This is a genomic window from Neobacillus mesonae (genome assembly GCF_023715155.1).
Lineage (GTDB): Bacteria > Bacillota > Bacilli > Bacillales > Cytobacillaceae > Neobacillus > Neobacillus mesonae_A.
In genome coordinates, this window is the sequence record NZ_JAMBNQ010000001.1 from 156,259 (window position 1) to 174,642 (window position 18,384).

General features: G+C 39.0%; 14 protein-coding genes and 1 riboswitch. Of the genes, 9 read left to right on the forward strand and 5 right to left on the reverse strand.

Annotation, left to right across the window (positions count from 1 at the left end; translation table 11 throughout):
• Positions 1-57: 57 nt before the first annotated feature.
• Positions 58-849, reverse strand: a complete 792-nt coding sequence (locus M3183_RS00875) for a YqhG family protein (RefSeq protein WP_251465476.1) — start codon at positions 847-849, stop codon at positions 58-60.
• The gene (locus M3183_RS00880) at positions 827-2,515 is read right to left on the reverse strand and encodes a DEAD/DEAH box helicase (RefSeq protein ID WP_251465477.1); all 1,689 of its coding nucleotides are present in this window, start codon (positions 2,513-2,515) and stop codon (positions 827-829) included. The genes M3183_RS00875 and M3183_RS00880 overlap by 23 nt, the downstream gene beginning before the upstream one ends.
• A gap of 154 nt (positions 2,516-2,669) precedes the next feature.
• A riboswitch (glycine riboswitch) is annotated at positions 2,670-2,758 on the forward strand.
• A gap of 215 nt (positions 2,759-2,973) precedes the next feature.
• Between M3183_RS00880 and gcvT the strand changes: the two genes are divergently transcribed.
• The 3 genes from gcvT to gcvPB are packed head-to-tail and all read left to right on the forward strand — an operon-like array spanning position 2,974 to position 6,892.
• Entirely contained in the window at positions 2,974-4,074 is a 1,101-nt protein-coding gene (gene gcvT, locus M3183_RS00885) for a glycine cleavage system aminomethyltransferase GcvT (protein ID WP_251465478.1), read from the forward strand.
• Between the two features lie 21 nt (positions 4,075-4,095).
• Positions 4,096-5,442, forward strand: coding sequence for an aminomethyl-transferring glycine dehydrogenase subunit GcvPA (gene gcvPA, locus M3183_RS00890; RefSeq protein ID WP_251465479.1), 1,347 nt, complete (start codon positions 4,096-4,098; stop codon positions 5,440-5,442).
• Positions 5,435-6,892 carry an aminomethyl-transferring glycine dehydrogenase subunit GcvPB gene (gene gcvPB, locus M3183_RS00895; protein ID WP_251465480.1) on the forward strand — a complete coding sequence of 486 codons (1,458 nt, stop codon included), beginning with the start codon at positions 5,435-5,437 and terminating at the stop codon, positions 6,890-6,892. The genes gcvPA and gcvPB overlap by 8 nt, the downstream gene beginning before the upstream one ends.
• Before the next feature lie 90 nt (positions 6,893-6,982).
• On the opposite strand, the gene M3183_RS00900 is transcribed toward gcvPB, so the two are convergent.
• Positions 6,983-7,366 carry a rhodanese-like domain-containing protein gene (locus M3183_RS00900; protein ID WP_251465481.1) on the reverse strand — a complete coding sequence of 128 codons (384 nt, stop codon included), beginning with the start codon at positions 7,364-7,366 and terminating at the stop codon, positions 6,983-6,985.
• Positions 7,367-7,550: 184 nt separating this feature from the next.
• Between M3183_RS00900 and M3183_RS00905 the strand changes: the two genes are divergently transcribed.
• The 5 genes from M3183_RS00905 to M3183_RS00925 all read left to right on the forward strand — a co-directional run bounded on the left by M3183_RS00905 (position 7,551) and on the right by M3183_RS00925 (position 16,201).
• On the forward strand, positions 7,551-8,387 hold the full coding sequence (locus M3183_RS00905) for a lipoate--protein ligase family protein (protein ID WP_251465484.1): 837 nt from the start codon (positions 7,551-7,553) through the stop codon (positions 8,385-8,387).
• 320 nt (positions 8,388-8,707) lie between these two features.
• Entirely contained in the window at positions 8,708-11,266 is a 2,559-nt protein-coding gene (locus tag M3183_RS00910; protein ID WP_251465486.1) for a vitamin B12-dependent ribonucleotide reductase, read from the forward strand.
• A 244-nt stretch (positions 11,267-11,510) separates the two neighbouring features.
• Positions 11,511-11,717 (forward strand): copper chaperone CopZ, encoded by a 207-nt coding sequence (gene copZ, locus M3183_RS00915; RefSeq protein ID WP_251465488.1) that lies wholly within the window; start codon positions 11,511-11,513, stop codon positions 11,715-11,717.
• An 81-nt stretch (positions 11,718-11,798) separates the two neighbouring features.
• Positions 11,799-14,213: a heavy metal translocating P-type ATPase gene (locus tag M3183_RS00920; RefSeq protein ID WP_251465490.1), complete on the forward strand. Its 2,415-nt coding sequence runs from the start codon at positions 11,799-11,801 to the stop codon at positions 14,211-14,213.
• Between the two features lie 1,103 nt (positions 14,214-15,316).
• Entirely contained in the window at positions 15,317-16,201 is an 885-nt protein-coding gene (locus M3183_RS00925; RefSeq protein ID WP_251465491.1) for a patatin-like phospholipase family protein, read from the forward strand.
• A gap of 32 nt (positions 16,202-16,233) precedes the next feature.
• Here M3183_RS00925 and M3183_RS00930 read toward each other — a convergent pair whose 3' ends face one another.
• Positions 16,234-16,623, reverse strand: coding sequence for an SA1362 family protein (locus M3183_RS00930; RefSeq protein ID WP_311315335.1), 390 nt, complete (start codon positions 16,621-16,623; stop codon positions 16,234-16,236).
• Between the two features lie 58 nt (positions 16,624-16,681).
• Positions 16,682-17,626, reverse strand: a complete 945-nt coding sequence (locus M3183_RS00935; RefSeq protein ID WP_251465494.1) for a DUF1385 domain-containing protein — start codon at positions 17,624-17,626, stop codon at positions 16,682-16,684.
• Positions 17,627-17,832: 206 nt separating this feature from the next.
• Here M3183_RS00935 and M3183_RS00940 point away from each other — a divergent pair, with 206 nt between their 5' ends.
• On the forward strand, positions 17,833-18,330 hold the full coding sequence (locus tag M3183_RS00940; RefSeq protein WP_251465496.1) for a YqhR family membrane protein: 498 nt from the start codon (positions 17,833-17,835) through the stop codon (positions 18,328-18,330).
• Positions 18,331-18,384 lie beyond the last annotated feature (54 nt).

Here is an 18,384-nt window from a genome sequence, read left to right on the forward strand (position 1 = left end):
AAAAATGGGTAGAAGGTCACAAAAAGACAATCTCCATTTGAGATTGTCTTAAAGGAATTAAATTGCTTTTTCAGTTAGATAAAAAAGACCGCCATTAATAAAGGATATTTTTATTTTTGGTTCATATTGGTCTTGGAGTGCTTTTTTCTCTGTTTCATAGCTTTCGTTTTCTTCCTCGATATCCTCATAGAAATGGTCAAGGAGCCTTAAATCTTGGTCCCAGCGTTTTTTTGCTTCTTCTGCCCATGTATGGTCTTCCTTGGCAATTTCTGATTTTAAATATTTTTCTACCCTGAGAATTCCGCTTTTTGGTTTTACTAACGGGGACAGGGTGAAAGAATAATCTGGTATCTTTGGCGTTAAAGGAATTTTCAGAAGCCGATCATGAAAATTTTCCACCATTACTCCGTTTATAAGCTGCAGGCCGATGGTTTTAAACTCATCACGTTTCCGGTCACATTGGTAGGATATTTTAACATTCAAACATAGCCAAGGCAGCAGGGGAGTTTGCTGCTGTCCATGTCTATGGTTTTCATAAAGCCGAATGTACCTGGCCAGATTCTTTGACGAGGCAAAAATTTGATGCAGTCTGGGGGATCCAAAATGAATGATTTCCCCTTTAAGGCTATCTGGTGCTTCCTTCGTATTAGTAATCAGAGTCAATTTCATTGGATTAGGAGTCCCGCCGGTTTTCTCTAAATAGTGCCAGTAAAAAGGGCGGTTCATCAATTCTTTATCCAGTTTAATAGTTAACTGTACTGTTAAATAGCCTGGTTTATTTTCAAGTATTGGACAATCGTTTGCCTTAAAGTATTGAATTAGAAAGCTATGAATTTCCTGCTGCTGCATGTGAATCTCCTTTCTGCATACTTTCAGCAAATTCAATCATAGAAGATAGGTTTTCCATCTTGATTCGCATTTCTCCTTCAGAACTGGAATCGCTGAATATATCAATCAAATGATCTTCAATGTTGCCAAAATCAAGTCTGGTTAGAATCTCATCAAGCTCACCGATGACTCGTTCGAATAAATTAATTTTTTCATAAAGAAGTTTTAAGATATGCTCCTCAACAGTATCCTTAATTGCAAAATTATAAATCCTGACATCATTCTCCTGGCCGAGCCTGTGGATTCGGCCGATCCGCTGTTCGAGTCTCATTGGATTCCAAGGTAAATCAAAGTTAATAATATGATGGCAGAATTGAAGATTGATCCCTTCACCGCCTGCCTCCGTAGCGATTAGAACCTGGGCATGCTTTTGGAACAGTTCACGCATCCAGTCTTTCTTTCCTCTTTTAAAGCCGCCTCGGAAAGGAACAGAGGTTATTCCATTTTGTTTTAAATACCATTGCAAATACAATTGAGTAGCCCGGTACTCAGTGAAAATAATCACTTTATCATTGATGTTTTGAATTAATTCCAAGGCTTTCTCCGCTTTTGAATTCTGCTTAACTGCCTCTACTTTTTTAATTAAATACTCAATCTGCTGTTGATATGCCTGTGCAGGATTTTCTTGTTTTTGAAGCATATTTTTTAAAGTATAAAAAACAGCCTCTCTGCTGCTGCATGCTTCCCGCTGCAAGGTCATGACTGAAAATGCGCTGGACTGAAGCCAATCGCCTTCACTTTTTAGACTGCAAATATCATCGTAAAGTTCTCTCTCTGTTGGACTAAATTCAATTGGAATTGTTTCTACATAGCGCTTGGTCCATTCAATGCCAGTATCCGCACGGCGATTGCGAATCATTACTTTATTGACCAGTTCTTTTAAATGCTCATTATCATTTAACGAACGAGAATCACGTTTATATCTTTCATAGAATGCTGTTTCGTTTCCTAAATGTCCGGGTTTTAAAAGTGACACAAGATTAAAAATTTCTTCTATTCTGTTCTGTATAGGTGTAGCGGTCAGCAATAAACAAAACTTTTTCTTTAGGTTTTGGACAAACTCATAGTTTTTTGTCTTATTATTTTTGAGCTTATGGGCCTCATCAATAATAATTAAGTCATAATCCTGTTTATAAATAATATCTCGGTGAGGGTTTCTTTTAGCAGTATCAATGGAGGAGACCACCACATCACACTGCTCCCAAACATAGCTTTTTTTCTGCGTAACGGCAGGAATAAAAAACTTGTTGTTCAATTCTTGGCCCCATTGGGTAACAAGGGAGGCAGGAACAAGAATTAATACTTTTTTGACAAGGCCGCGAATCATGTATTCTTTTAAAATTAACCCTGCTTCAATGGTTTTCCCAAGTCCAACTTCATCAGCAAGAATCGCTTTGCCATTCATATTTTCAATTACTTGTTTAGCTGTTTCAAGCTGGTGCGGCAGCGGGGTTAGATTTGGCAGATGTTTCGGTGCCTGCAATCCTTCAAACTCTGGTATGACTAAATGTTTTTCGACTTGGATGGCCAGTTTGAAAAGCTCCCAATCTCCCCATGGACCGTCAGCGTCGATTCTGTCTAAAAAATCATCCTGCCAAGAGGAATCAAATTCAATTTCTACATTCATTTTGTTTCATCTCCTTTTTTACAAAAATGTTATTGCCCAAAATCATTCTTAATGGTAGGATGATAATAGCTTTGAAAGTTTAAAATATTTAAATTGATTACATCTTTTTTTAGTATAGTTAGTATGACCAAATTGGAAAATATTATAGATGCGAATGACAACAAGGGGAGAGACTACTTATGTGGCGCCGAAGGAGCAAGCATTTTTTGTGAATCTCTCAGGCAAAAGAACTCTTGTTTGACGCAGCTCTGGAGAGTGCCGTTCTAAGCGGCCACCCACGGGGACAGCCATTTAGGTTAAACTTTCAGGTGCAAGGACAGAGACTTCCTTATTGATAAGGTGGTTTTCTGTCCTTTTTTATTTTTGCTAAATGTTTAATTAGAACTTTGATGATCGGCTTTACCTCTTTTTAAAGAGTATTTCATAAATAAACAGGTAAGATGAAGGGAGATTCAAGGATGGCAGAATTAAAACGAACTCCGCTGTTCGATGTCTATAAGGAATATGGGGCCAAAACCATTGATTTTGGCGGCTGGGACCTTCCTGTCCAGTTTTCCAGCATTAAGGAGGAACATGAGGCAGTCCGTACCAAAGCGGGATTGTTCGACGTTTCCCATATGGGTGAGATTGAAGTGGCAGGTACAACCAGCCTTGATTATTTACAAAAAGTGATGACAAATGATATCTCCAAAATTAAAAATGGTGGAGCTCAATATACAGCCATGTGCTATGAAAATGGCGGTACCGTTGATGATCTGCTAGTTTACAAAATGGAAGATAACCACTATTTGCTTGTTGTGAATGCGTCTAATATTGAAAAAGACTTCAACTGGCTGGAAAAACACTTAGAAGGTGATGTATCGCTTAAAAACTTATCTGAAACAACTGCCCAGGCTGCCCTTCAAGGACCTCTTGCCCAGCAGGTCTTGCAAAAGCTTACCCAAACCGATTTAAGCAGTATCGGCTTCTTTAAATTCCAGCAGGACGTTGAAATAAACGGCAAAAAGGCACTGGTATCAAGAACAGGTTATACGGGTGAAGACGGTTTTGAGGTCTATTGTCAAGCAGATGATGTGGTTGATATTTGGAAGGATATTTTAGAAGCAGGAAAAGATGAAGGGGTAATACCTTGCGGATTAGGTGCCCGTGATACTTTACGATTTGAAGCAAATTTAGCTCTATATGGCCAAGAATTATCAGCGGAAATTTCCCCGCTGGAAGCCGGTATCGGATTTGCAGTGAAGCTGAAAAAAGAAGCAGATTTTATTGGTAAAGATGCTTTATTGCAACAAAAAGAAAATGGTGTTCCGAGAAAAATTGTCGGGATTGAAATGATTGACCGCGGTATTCCTAGACATGGTTATCCTGTATATAAAGGCGATGAGCTGATTGGCGAGGTAACAACTGGCACACAATCACCTACATTGAAGAAAAATATTGGTCTTGCCCTTATTTCTTCGGAATATGGAGAACTTGATTCTGAGTTGGAAGTTGAGATTCGCGGCAAACGCTTAAAAGTAAAAGTTGTTCCTACACCTTTTTATAAACGAGAAAAGTAAAACATGAGGGGAGCTAAGGTTATGAAACATCGCTATTTACCTATGACAGAACAAGATAAAAAAGACATGCTTGAAACAATAGGTGTTGAAGCCGTCGATGAGCTATTCGGCGATATCCCGGAAAAGGTAAGATTTAAAGGGGATTATCAGATTAAGCCGGCAAAATCAGAGACAGCTTTGATGAAAGAATTATATAAATTGGCAAGCAGAAATGCTGACTTAAAAGAAAATGTGTCATTCCTTGGTGCTGGAGTTTATGACCATTACATTCCTGTTATCGTCGACCATGTTATCTCACGGTCAGAATTCTATACAGCATACACACCATATCAACCGGAAATCTCACAAGGGGAGCTGCAAGCCATCTTTGAATTCCAAACGATGATTTGCGAATTAACCGGAATGGAAGTTGCAAACTCCTCCATGTATGATGGCGGTACCGCTTTAGCAGAAGCTGCTATGCTTAGTGCAGGCCATACAAGGCGGAAAACAATTGTCATTTCAAGTGCAGTTCACCCTGAATACCGGGATGTCTTAAAAACATATGCAAAGGGACAGTACCTTGAAGTTGTGGAGATTCCAGTAAAGAACGGCATAACAGACGTCGATGTGTTAAAGGAAATGGTGAATAAGGATGTTGCAGCTGTTATCGTTCAATATCCAAACTTCTTTGGCCGAATTGAACCATTAAAAGAGTTAGAAGAAATTATTCATGAACATAAAGCGATGTTTGTTGTTTCCTCCAATCCTTTATCTCTTGGGGTATTAACACCTCCTGGTAAATTTGGAGCCGATATTGTTGTCGGAGATGCACAGGTTCTTGGTATTCCATCTGCATTTGGGGGACCACACTGCGGTTATTTTGCTGTTACAAGCAAGTTAATGCGTAAGGTTCCGGGCCGACTGGTAGGACAAACAACCGATGAGGAAGGCCGGCGCGGTTTTGTGCTGACGCTTCAAGCTCGTGAACAGCATATCCGCCGTGATAAGGCAACATCAAATATTTGTTCCAACCAAGCATTAAATGCCCTTGCAGCATCTGTTGCCATGACTGCTCTAGGTAAAAACGGTGTTCGTGAAATGGCGGCTGCGAATATTCAAAAAGCAAACTATGCAAAAAATGCCTTTAAACAAGTTGGTATAGAAGTGGTTTATGATGGCCATTTATTTAATGAATTTGTAATTAAGCTTAATAAACCGGTAAAAGAAATCAATCAAATGCTGCTGCAAAAAGGAATTATCGGCGGTTATGATTTAGGCCGTGATTATCCAGATTTGGCTAACCATATGCTTGTTGCTGTTACAGAGCAAAGAACGAAGGAAGAAATAGATACATTTGTGAAAGAATTGGGGGATATCCATGCATAATCAAGATCAGCAATTGATTTTTGAACAAAGTACACCAGGCCGAATTGGATATAGTCTTCCGGAGATGGATGTTCCGGAAACTGACTTAAACGGTCTGCTTCCAGAAGGGTATTTACGTGAAGAGGAGCCTGCACTTCCAGAAGTATCTGAGCTTGATATCATGCGTCATTATACATCCCTTTCTAAAAGGAATCACGGCCTGGATTCTGGTTTTTATCCATTAGGCTCTTGTACGATGAAATATAATCCAAAAATTAACGAAAATGTTGCACGTTATAATGGCTTTGCACATATACATCCTCTTCAGGATGAAAGCTCAGTCCAAGGTGCGCTTGAACTTATGTACGATCTCCAGCAGCATTTAAAAGAAATTACCGGCATGGATGAAGTGACCCTCCAGCCGGCAGCTGGCGCCCATGGTGAATGGACAGGATTAATGTTGATTCGCGCTTTCCATGAGGCAAATGGGGATGTTTTGCGGACTAAGGTAATTATTCCTGATTCGGCTCACGGTACAAACCCTGCATCAGCATCTGTAGCCGGTCTTGACACAGTTACGGTTAAATCTAATGAAAATGGTCTTGTGGATTTAGAAGATTTAAGAAGAGTTGTTGGTGATGATACAGCAGCATTAATGTTGACGAATCCAAATACACTTGGATTATTTGAAGAACATATTATAGAAATTGCTGAAATTGTTCATGGTGCAGGCGGTAAAGTTTATTATGACGGGGCGAATTTAAACGCTGTTCTATCAAAAGCAAGACCGGGAGATATGGGGTTTGATGTGGTTCACTTAAATCTTCACAAAACATTTACCGGCCCGCACGGAGGCGGTGGTCCTGGTTCAGGCCCTGTCGGCGTTAAAGCAGACCTAATTCCGTTTTTGCCAAAACCAGTTGTTTCAAAACAAGGTGATGAATATGTGCTGGATTATGACCGCCCGCAATCCATTGGCCGTGTCAAGCCGTTTTATGGAAACTTTGGAATCAACGTTCGTGCCTACACATATATTCGGTCAATGGGTCCTGACGGTTTGAAAGCAGTGACGGAAAATGCTGTTTTAAATGCTAACTATATGATGAGAAGACTAGCTGAGTATTACGATCTTCCATTTGACAGACATTGTAAACATGAGTTTGTTTTAAGTGGTAAGCGCCAGAAGAAACTAGGTGTCAGGACACTTGATATTGCCAAACGTCTACTAGACTTTGGCTATCATCCGCCAACCATTTACTTCCCGCTTAATGTAGAAGAATGTATTATGATTGAACCAACTGAAACGGAATCAAAAGAAACACTCGATTCCTTTATTGATGCGATGATTCAAATTGCCAAGGAAGCAGAAGAAAATCCTGAAATCGTTCAGGAGGCTCCTCATACAACAGTTGTCAGCCGTCTGGATGAAACAACTGCTGCAAGAAAGCCGATTCTGCGATATCAAGCATAAATAATAATAGCTAAAAAGGATGATTCTTGTGAGAATCATCCTTTTTGTCTAATAAAAAAGACCCTGGATGCTTCCAGAGTCTGATGAACATTATTTCTTAGCTTTTACTTTGCCTGTCCACTTTTTAAAACCGCCTTGCAGCTGGGTAAGATCTTTATACCCTTTTTTGTGTAAAAATTGAGCTGCCCTGCCGCTGCGCATTCCGCTTTGGCAATACAGATAGACAGGTAAATCAGGTCGGATTTCCTTTGTTCGCATTTTAATCTGTGACATCGGAATATTACGCGCGCCTAAAATATGTCCGGCGTCAAATTCGTTAGGTTCACGAACATCTATTAGCTGTGCCTTTCTGTAACCTGCACGGAATTCTTCCTCAGTAACCGTTTTTACAATTTTCTTTTGATAAAAATAAGTGAAAACGGAGTAAATAATAACAGCTGCAATAATAATTAATAAAACATAAAGTGAATTCAACGTTATTTCTCCTTTCAAGCTGTACTCCACTATTTTTTATTATATAAGTCCTTCCCATAAAGATAAAGAACAATGTCTAAAATTCTTTTAATAAAATAATACCAAAATTAATCTGTTTTGCATTCTTTTCAAATTTTGGTAGACTTAAAACGGTATAAATATTTTGATTAAATGAGGGTTTTGAATGGAAAAGGAAAAATGGCTATTTATCGACAGCGGGAATTGTTCTCCTTCTTTTAATATGGCAATGGATGAGGCTTTGCTTGATTGGCACAGTGAAGGTAAAATTCCACCGGTAATCCGCTTCTATGGCTGGAATCCTCCAACTCTATCCATTGGCTATTTTCAAAAGGTTGAAAAGGAAATTGATATGGAGGCTGTGAAAAACAATGGTCTGGGGTTTGTCAGGAGACCTACAGGAGGCAGGGGTGTTCTTCACGAACATGAGCTGACATATAGTGTTATTGTATCAGAGGAGCATCCGGAAATGCCAAAAACCGTTACAGAGGCTTACCGGGTTATTTCGGAAGGAATCTTAAAAGGATTCCATCATTTAGGCCTTGAAGCCTACTTTGCGGTTCCAAAAACAAAGGAGGAGCGGGATGCGCTAAAGAGTCCGCATTCGGCAGTCTGCTTCGATGCACCGAGCTGGTATGAACTTGTTGTCGAAGGCAGAAAGGTTGCTGGAAGTGCGCAAACCAGGCAAAAAGGGGTTATTTTACAGCACGGTTCTATTCTTTTGGATTTGGATGAAGATAAGCTGTTTAGTTTGTTTAAATATCCAAATGAACGGGTAAAGGAACGGATGAAGAAATCTTTTAGGAATAAGGCAGTAGCAATTAATGATATCAGCCCTAGAAGGATTACTCTGGAGCAAGCAAAGGAAGCTTTTTATAAGGGATTTGCTGAAGGATTGAATATAGAGCTGGAACCGTATCATTTATCAATGGAAGAAATGGACTATATTCATCGATTAGCTTATGAACGGTATGAAAATGATGATTGGAATTTTAAAAGGTAAGGTAATTTGCAGAGCGGCAGATGCCGCTTTATTTTTGTGCAAGCTGCGAAATTTGTTAAAATTCCTCGATTTTAATAGAAATATCGGTGAAAGCTTGTATTTTCTTTAAAATCTATTTAATTTTAGGTTTGACAAAATAATTGTTTTTTGCTGAGCATACAATATATAGTAGTGAAGAAAAAATATAATACACCATATGTTGATTTTCTATATCTATTTGTGGTACCTTAAGTATATTGAAACAACTAGATATAGGAAAAAAACAGACTAGAATCTAGCAAAAAGCAATAGATTTTTATTTATTAGAAGGAGTTGTTCTCATGTCTGTTGTGTTTAGACAAAAAATGAATATTGATTTTGAAAGGTTGAATGAGGATATCCGCCTATTTCCCCAGGTACACCCAGTTACCCCGGATATGAAAATAACTCACAAGGGTGTTTCGCGTTTAGTCATGCTGGATCGCTACACCTTCAAAGATACTGAAAAGATTACCCTCACTAAAGGAGACTTTGTTGTTCTAACGATTAAAGAAGATCCAAAATTTCCAGCAAGAGGATTAGGAACGATCTTAGATATTGATTGGGAGAAGAAAAGAGCTAAGGTATTAGTGGAAGAGGAATATAGAGGTGTCCTGGATGATCCGGAAGAGGCGGGTACAGGAATGATTATCCGCTCTCTTGATGTGGTTGAAAAACCGCTTGAGCTTTTCTATGAGCAAATTGCCCGCCGTGTTGCAGCAGGCTTAGCAGCCGTTGAGGAAACTGAGGAGAAACGCACCGAGTGGACAGAAAAGTTTTATCAAGAACTTGTCTCGTTGAACTTTATTCCGGCAGGTCGCGTTCTATATGGTGCCGGAGCAAAAACAGATGTCACCTATTTCAACTGTTATGTAATGCCATTCGTAGCTGATTCACGTGAAGGTATTTCTGACCACCGGAAACAGGTGATGGAAATCATGAGCCGAGGCGGCGGTGTCGGCACTAACGGTTCGACATTACGTCCAAGAAATACCCTGGCCCGCGGCGTAAACGGTAAATCGTCTGGTTCGGTATCGTGGCTTGATGATATTGCGAAATTGACGCATTTAGTTGAGCAGGGCGGCAGCCGCAGGGGTGCCCAAATGATTATGCTGGCTGACTGGCATCCAGACATCATTGAATTTATTATTTCCAAAATGCAAAATCCTAGAATTCTACGTTTCTTAATTGAAAATACAAGTGATGAGAAAATCAAAAAACTTGCGAAGGACAAATTAAAGTTCACACCTTTAACTACACAAGAAATCGCAATGTATCAAGGGATTATAAATTATAAGAACATTCAGGGGTACGGCGGTTTCAGCGAAGGAATCATTGCTGAAGCTGAAGAGAAGCTGAAGGTCGGCGGTAATTATACTGTTCATAATCCAGAGTTTTTAACAGGTGCAAATATTTCTGTATGCTTAACAAAAGAATTTATGGAAGCTGTTGAAAATGACGATGAATATGAACTGCGTTTCCCTTACGTGGAACAATATGATGAAGAAGAAATGCGAACTTATAATGAAGAATGGCACAAAGTCGGTGATGTTCGCGAGTGGGAAAGACTTGGACACAAAGTACGGGTTTACAAAAAGATCAAGGCAAAAGAACTATGGAACTTAATCAACATTTGTGCGACATATTCAGCAGAACCGGGGATTTTCTTTATCGATAATGCTAATGACATGACAAATGCGAAGGCATATGGTCAACAGGTAGTTGCAACGAACCCTTGTGGGGAGCAGCCGCTCGCACCATTTTCAGTCTGTAACCTAGCTGCTGTTAACTTAGCAGAAATGGCAGACAAAGAAACAAAAACTGTTAATTTTGAAAAATTGAAGAAGACCGTAGAAATTGGTGTCCGCATGCAGGATAACGTAATCAATGCAACACCATATTTCTTAGAAGAAAACAAAAAGCAGGCACTTGGTGAACGCCGTGTAGGTCTTGGTGTTATGGGTCTGCATGACCTTTTAATCTACTGTGAAACAGAGTATGGCTCATCTGAAGGTAATGAACTGGTTGACAAAGTATTTGATACAATTGCCACTACAGCATATAGAACGTCCATTGAATTGGCAAAAGAGAAGGGAAGCTTCCCATTCTTAACAAGTGAAACAGTCGATGAAACAAACCGTTTACGACAGGCGTTCATTGAAACAGGTTATATGAAGAAAATGCCGGAGGATATCCGTCAATCGATTTTAGTGAACGGAATTAGAAACTCCCATTTGCTGACCGTTGCTCCAACAGGATCCACTGGTACAATGGTTGGGGTATCCACAGGCTTGGAACCTTACTTCTCATTCTCCTACTTCCGAAGCGGACGTCTCGGGAAGTTTATCGAAGTCAAGGCGGATATCGTTCAAGAATATTTAGATCAGCATCCAGAAGCAGACCCAGAAAACCTGCCAAACTGGTTTGTGACTGCAATGGAGCTTGCTCCTGAAGCACATGCTGATGTTCAATGTGTAATCCAGCGCTGGATTGACAGTTCAATTAGTAAAACAGTTAACGCACCAAAAGGATATAGTGTAGAACAGGTTGAAAAAGTATATGAACGTCTATACCGCGGTGGTGCAAAAGGCGGTACTGTCTATGTAGACGGTTCACGCGACTCTCAAGTATTGACTCTTAAAGCAGAAGAAAATACGAACGAGCAGTTGTCAATGTTTGATGAAAAAGAAAAGCAGCATGTAGTACTTGTTGATACCATCAGCGACCTTCGCTCGACTAACGTTACAATCGGCTCAGAGGTAGGAAATACTTGCCCGGTATGCCGTAAAGGTGAAGTTGAAGAAATTGGCGGCTGTAATACATGTACCAACTGTGGTGCACAATTAAAGTGCGGTTTATAAGATAAACGTAAGAGTATCGGTAACCCGATACTCTTTTTTTGCTTATAAATGTATAAAAAAGAAGGATTTTTCTTGAAAAAATTGAATGATAATATGTCAGGTCCATTCAAATTGAATGATTTTTGAACTTACGAAAAAATAGTGAAGGAAAATGATAAATATCTCTTTAAATAGGGTGGAGGGGTATGTAATTTAGTGATACAGTAACTAAATTAACTATAAAAGTATGAGGGGAAGGATATATATGGAAAAGGTAACACTGAACGTTCAAGGAATGTCTTGTAATCATTGTGTAAAAGCTGTTGAAGGAAGTGTTGGCAGTCTTGAGGGGGTTAATACTGTTAAAGTAAACCTTAAAGAGGAAGCGGTAGATGTTGAATTTAATCCAGAAAAAGTTTCATTAGATAAAATTAAAGAAACCATTGATGATCAAGGCTATGATGTGAAATAACCACTTCAAAGACGTGCTAAATGTTAGCACGTTCTTTTCTTAAAAATAGATACCTATATAGGGTATGAGGAGTTGGCTTATATGGGTCAAAGTTTAAAGGAAACCAACCTTCAAATCTCTGGAATGACTTGTGCAGCATGTGCGGCTAGAATTGAAAAGGGATTAAATAAACTTGAAGGTGTAGAGTCGGCGACAGTAAATCTTGCGTTAGAAAAATCGGCAATTAAATATGATCCTTCACAAATTAAGGTGGAAGATATTGAAAGGAAAATAAGGGATTTAGGCTACGACGTTGTGATGGATAAAGCAGAGTTTGATATAACCGGTATGACTTGTGCAGCTTGTTCTGCCAGAATTGAAAAAGGTCTAAATAAATTAGAGGGTGTTGTAAAGACCAACGTGAATTTGGCGCTTGAAAAGGCTGCAGTTGAATTTAATGGATCTGTACTTTCTACTAATGACATCATCAAAAAAGTGGAGAATCTTGGGTATGGTGCGCGGATAAAAGAAGATTCTAAGGTAACAGCAGATTATAGGCAAAAGGAAACTGAAAGACAGACAAGAAAATTTATCTTTGCGGCCATCCTATCCTTCCCTCTTTTATGGGCCATGGTCAGCCACTTCTCGTTTACCTCCTTTATCTGGGTTCCTGACATTTTTATGAATCCATGGTTTCAATTGCTTTTAGCAACACCCGTTCAGTTTATAATCGGAGGCCAGTTTTATATTGGTGCTTATAAAGCGTTGAAAAATAAAAGTGCCAATATGGATGTGCTCGTAGCATTGGGTACATCTGCTGCCTATTTTTACAGTTTATATTTGTCCATTATGTCTCTTGCAGGAGTCACTCATGAAGTGGAATTATACTATGAAACGAGTGCAGTTTTGATTACATTAATTATTCTGGGCAAGCTGTTTGAAGCAAAAGCAAAAGGACGTTCTTCAGAAGCAATAAAAAAATTAATGGGACTTCAAGCAAAAACAGCAACCGTTGAACGCGGCGGAATCGAACAAGAAATACCGCTGGAAGATGTAATTGCCGGCGATATTCTTTATGTTAAACCAGGGGAAAAGATACCTGTTGACGGAAAAATTATTGAAGGTCAGTCAGCCATTGATGAATCAATGCTTACTGGCGAAAGCGTACCGGTTGATAAACAAACAGGGGACGAAGTTATCGGCGCCACACTGAACAAAAATGGATTTTTAAAAGTGGAGGCAACAAAGGTTGGCAGGGATACGGCATTAGCCCAGATTATCAAAGTGGTAGAGGAAGCTCAAGGATCTAAAGCGCCAATCCAGCGTCTCGCAGATAAAATTTCCGGAGTATTTGTTCCAATTGTTGTGGGGCTTGCAGTACTCACCTTTATTATTTGGTATTTTGGTGCAGCTCCTGGAGACTTCTCTGAAGCCTTGCAAAAATTAATTGCTGTTCTTGTTATCGCCTGTCCTTGTGCTCTGGGATTGGCCACCCCAACCTCTATCATGGCCGGTTCCGGGAGGGCTGCTGAATATGGCATCTTGTTTAAAGGCGGGGAACACTTGGAATTGACTCATCGTATCACTGCTGTTGTCTTAGATAAAACAGGCACTGTAACAAATGGGAAACCGGTATTAACTGATCTGTTTGTCGAAAAGTCTTTTAACGAGAATGAATTTTTAGCCTTGTTAGGTTCAGCTGAAAAGCAATCAGAGCATCCGCTTGCACAGGCCATTGTTCAAGGAATTAATGAAAAAGGCATCAGCATAAAAAAGGTAACCCATTTTGAAGCAATTCCCGGGTTTGGTATTAAAGCGGTAGTCAATAAAAAAGAAATCCTTGTAGGTACTAGAAAACTGATGAACCAATATAACATCCCTATTGCAAATGCACTTGGCAAAATGGATGGATTAGAACGGGTTGGGAAAACGGCCATGCTGGTCTCTATAGATGGGAAATACGCTGGTACTGTGGCTGTTGCAGATACCATTAAAATTACGTCAAAAGCGGCTATCAGACGTCTTCAAAAGATGGGTCTTAAGGTCATAATGATTACAGGGGATAATCAGAAAACAGCGAAGGCAATTGCCAAACAGGCCGGTATCGACCATGTTATTGCGGAGGTTCTGCCAGAAGGAAAGGCCGACGAAATTAAGAAACTCCAGGCACAAGGAAAGAAAGTAGCAATGGTTGGCGATGGAATAAATGATGCCCCGGCACTTGCTGCTGCTGATATCGGAATGGCAATTGGTACAGGTGCAGATATCGCAATGGAAGCAGCTGATATCACGCTGATACGCGGGGACTTGAATAGTATTGCGGATGCCATCTTTATGAGTAAAAAGACGATTACAAATATAAAACAAAATCTCTTCTGGGCACTTGCATATAACTCGCTGGGAATCCCAATCGCGGCGCTGGGATTCCTTGCACCATGGCTTGCAGGAGCAGCAATGGCATTTAGCTCCGTATCTGTTGTCTTAAATGCACTGCGGCTGCAAAAGGTAAAGCTTTGATAAAAATGTCCAAAGCCCTGCCATCTAAACAGTAAGTCTTCCAATCATGTGGAGAAAAATAAAAATACTGTTCAAGGTAAAATATGTTTTACTCTATAAAAACCGGGTAATATCACAATGTAAACAGCAAACAAAAAGCTTGAGAGTTCTCAAGCTTTTTGCCTTTAATTTGTAGTTGTTCTTGCCGAGTTAAAGTTCCCGTGAATACAATAAAAAAACGGCCGTATACAAATTCTTCAACCATAGAATACCTCATGTGAATTTACCGCTAAACTACATTTATCCTCTTGGTAAAATATAAAGTCTTCTGGCAGCGGGACAATCAAACTGCCCTCTTTCAAAAATTGCTTTACGGCATAATTTAAATAAAAATAAAAAAACGTATGCTGTATCCTCAGCAAGTCTTGTGGTTTCCCAATCTCAATGATTTTTTCTTACAATCTGATTCGCCTTAATATCGGCAATCAAATGATTAATATAGGCTATACCTCTTCATCTTCCTATTTATTCAATTGTCTATTTTCTAAAAAAGCAAAACAATGGCACTGTTTAGATAGGAAGTCCATTTATAATTGATAACGTTTACCCTTAATATTTGTATTTAAAATTAGCATATAATTCTTCAAACCACTCCACTGCTATTGGACTAAAAACTATAGCTTTTAGAAGGAGGAACAATCTCGATTCGGGGGCGTCCCAGGGAGCCTCCTGATATGAACGCCTGCGGACCTGAGTTGTCTCCCCAGGCGCGTATTCCCGAAGGACATTGAATTACGCCGCTGAACCTGCCGGCGCACTAAGGGAATGCGATAGCATTTACGAGGAGTCTTCGTTCCTGTCGCTGCAATTAACAGGGTTATAAACATTCAACACCATTCCTTAACAGTGCCTATTTAACAACCATCTTCTGAACCATTAGTTTAAGGACACAAACTTAAATTTTAAGGACACAAACTTAAATTATATGTTAATAGAAATTACAACAATTACTTACTCTTCATAAAATTATTTTAAATTGACTAAATTTTCACTCTGTCCTTGGTACTATTTTGAGATGATGCTGCTTAAAAATGTAAAAATGATACATCTTTAGGGGTGCTGCCATGAAAATAGACGGCGTTTTTTCAGGGGGAGGTATAAAGGGATTTGCACTGATTGGGGCATATGAAGAAATTGAAAACAGGGGTTTGCATTTTGTAAGATTGGCAGGAACCAGTGCAGGATCCATCGTTGCCGCCTTAATTGCTGCTGGTTATACAAGCAGGGAAATATACCATTTAGTAGACGAATTAGATCCTGTCACACTACTAGATCCAAGAAAAACGATTATTCCGTTTAAATTTGCAAAATGGCTTTTGCTTTATTGGAAATTAGGACTCTATAAAGGAAATGAATTGGAAAGATGGCTGAAGGAAAAGCTGGAAGCAAAAGGGCTGCGAACATTTGCAGACTTACCGCCAAATACCCTTAGAGTAGTGGCTTCTGACCTATCGAACGGGCAGATGGTGGTGCTGCCCGAAGACTTGGAAAAATACGGCATTTCACCAGGTTCCTTTTCCATCGCCAAAGCGATCCGAATAAGCTGCAGTATTCCCTATTTTTTTGAACCAGTAAAGATGCGCTCCCAAGACGGTACAAATGTATTGGTTGATGGAGGAGTTTTAAGCAATTTTCCGATGTGGCTTTTTGATAAAGATAATGTAAAAAAGGTAAGACCTGTACTTGGAATTAAACTCAGTGCGAATGAATTTGGACATCAAAAACACAAAATCAATAATGGAATAGAATTGTTTGGCGCCTTATTTGAAACCATGAAAGATGCCCATGATTCACGATATATTTCTAAAAGGCACGCGGAAAACATTATTTTTATCCCGACCGAAGGTGTGGTAACGACAGAATTTCATTTAACTGAAGAAAAGAAAAAGGCGATTGTTGAGTTTGGCAGGGAGCATGCCAAGCAGTTTTTGAGTAAATGGACATATTAATACGTAAATAGGAGAACAAAAAAACGAGCGTTTTATAATGACGCTCGATTTTTCTTTTTCCCTTTTTTTCCGTCTATTACAGTGAGATGAGCATTTGATTTCCTTTTGGTCTTATGTTTCTTCAAATTAGATATTGGGCCAAGTGAGGAACTTTTCATCTGGGAATCACCGTTTTTTTGCTGCAGTCGTTTTTTTGACTGCTTTGCAGCTTTTAAAAATGCCCGCTGCTCTTTTTTCTGAGGGCTTGAATTTGAAAACTTTCGAACAACGAAAAAGATTACAAATCCAATCACAGCCATAAGGGCTATTTTTTGAATGAAACCAGCGGGATTAGCCATGAAAGAGCTAAACAGACCAATTAAGGCAAGAATGATAAGTCCACCTATAATTAGGACGGATGTCCGATTTTTCAAGAAAGCCACCTCCCTCTATGAGCATCTTAAGCATTTTTTTTATCTTTTAAACAAGTAAAAACAAAAATTAGACAATTTCTTCCTTTTTTAAGTCGAGTTCAGTTTCTGTTTCCCTTCTCAGCAATTCTTGGAAAGACATAATGGCAACTTCCACTTGTTCATCATCAGGTTCTTTTGTTGTCAAAAGTTGAAGCCAAAGTCCTGGCAGTCCAAGATATTTTAGAACAGGAATATCTCTTAATTTATTGGTGAATTGCAGGACTTCAAAGGAAATTCCGAGTACTACGGGAATTAGCAAAATCCTGTCAACAATCCGAAGCCAAAGCGGTGTTGTAGGAACAAGCAAATAGACAAATAGTCCTACAATGACAGTAAATAAAATAAAACTGCTGCCGCAACGGTAATGAAGCCGTGAATGAGATTGGACATTTTCAATTGTAAGCGGTGCTCCAGACTCAAACGTATTAATGACCTTATGTTCTGCACCATGATATTGAAAGACTCGTTTAATTAATGGAGTCAGTGAAACAAAATATATATATGAAAGCAGCAATATCAGCTTGATGAAACTTTCAATCAAGACTTGAACAAAATCAGATGGAAAAATCGGCCTGGTCAATTCCGCTAATAAAGCAGGAACCAAGGTAAAGGCAAACTTTCCAAAAATAAAAGAAATGACGCCAATAACGGCAACTCCTAAATACATTGTTAACTTGGATACTTCTTTTTCTTTTATCGTTTCATCATCTTTAGGATCAACATCATATCGTTCGGAAGAAAAGTTTAAGTGTTTTGATCCATTAGCACTTGCCTCAATAATTGCAATAATCCCGCGAAGAAACGGAATTTTTTTCAGTTTGGTAAGGGCAGGGTTTGCTTTACGTGGTAAATGAAAATATTCAATCGAATGGTCTTTTCTTCTGACTGCGGTCACATAATGATATTTGCCGCCAAACATAACTCCTTCAACTACGGCCTGACCGCCGTAAACTGGTTTTTGAGAATTGGACATGTATTCTACACCAACCTATATACAAAGTTGCACATGAGCAGAGTATGAAGATTTCTGTATGTACTTAATTGTATTCTACTAGAAAAATGAAAAATCCTCTAGGAATGACATAATCTTTCCAATTAAATTCAAAAAAAGATTTTTTATGCAAATGTTTATTAGCCTGCGGGCATAATAGGACTGAAAAAGTATTGGAGGTTGTTATAATGGCTAACGAAAATGTCGCAGGAAAATACCCACAACCGATGGCATTTCCGCTGATGGTTTTCTGGACTGGTTTATTTGGCGGAATATTTTGGTCGACCGTTGGTTTTTTAACTTACTATTTAAACTTTACAGAAATCCGTCCCAATGTCATCCTTATCCCATGGGCACTTGGTGATTGGAAATTTGGATGGATTGGAACTGTAATTTCCATTATTTTACTTGGAATTATTTCAATTTGTGCTGCATTCTTGTATTCCGCCCTTTTAAAACGATTTAATGGGATATGGTTTGGCCTTGGATATGGAGCTGTTTTGTTTTTTATTGTATTTTTAATCTTAAACCCGCTATTTCCTGATATAAAACCTCTTTTTGATTTAAGCAGAGATACCATTATTACATCATTTTGTTTATATATCATATATGGACTGTTTATCGGTTATTCCATTAGTTATGAGTATCGAAATAACAGAGAACAGGAAAAAGAGGCGGCAAGTTAAGCTGATATTAGTCGTAGGGAAAGGGTTATGATAAAATAATTGTGTCCATCTGTG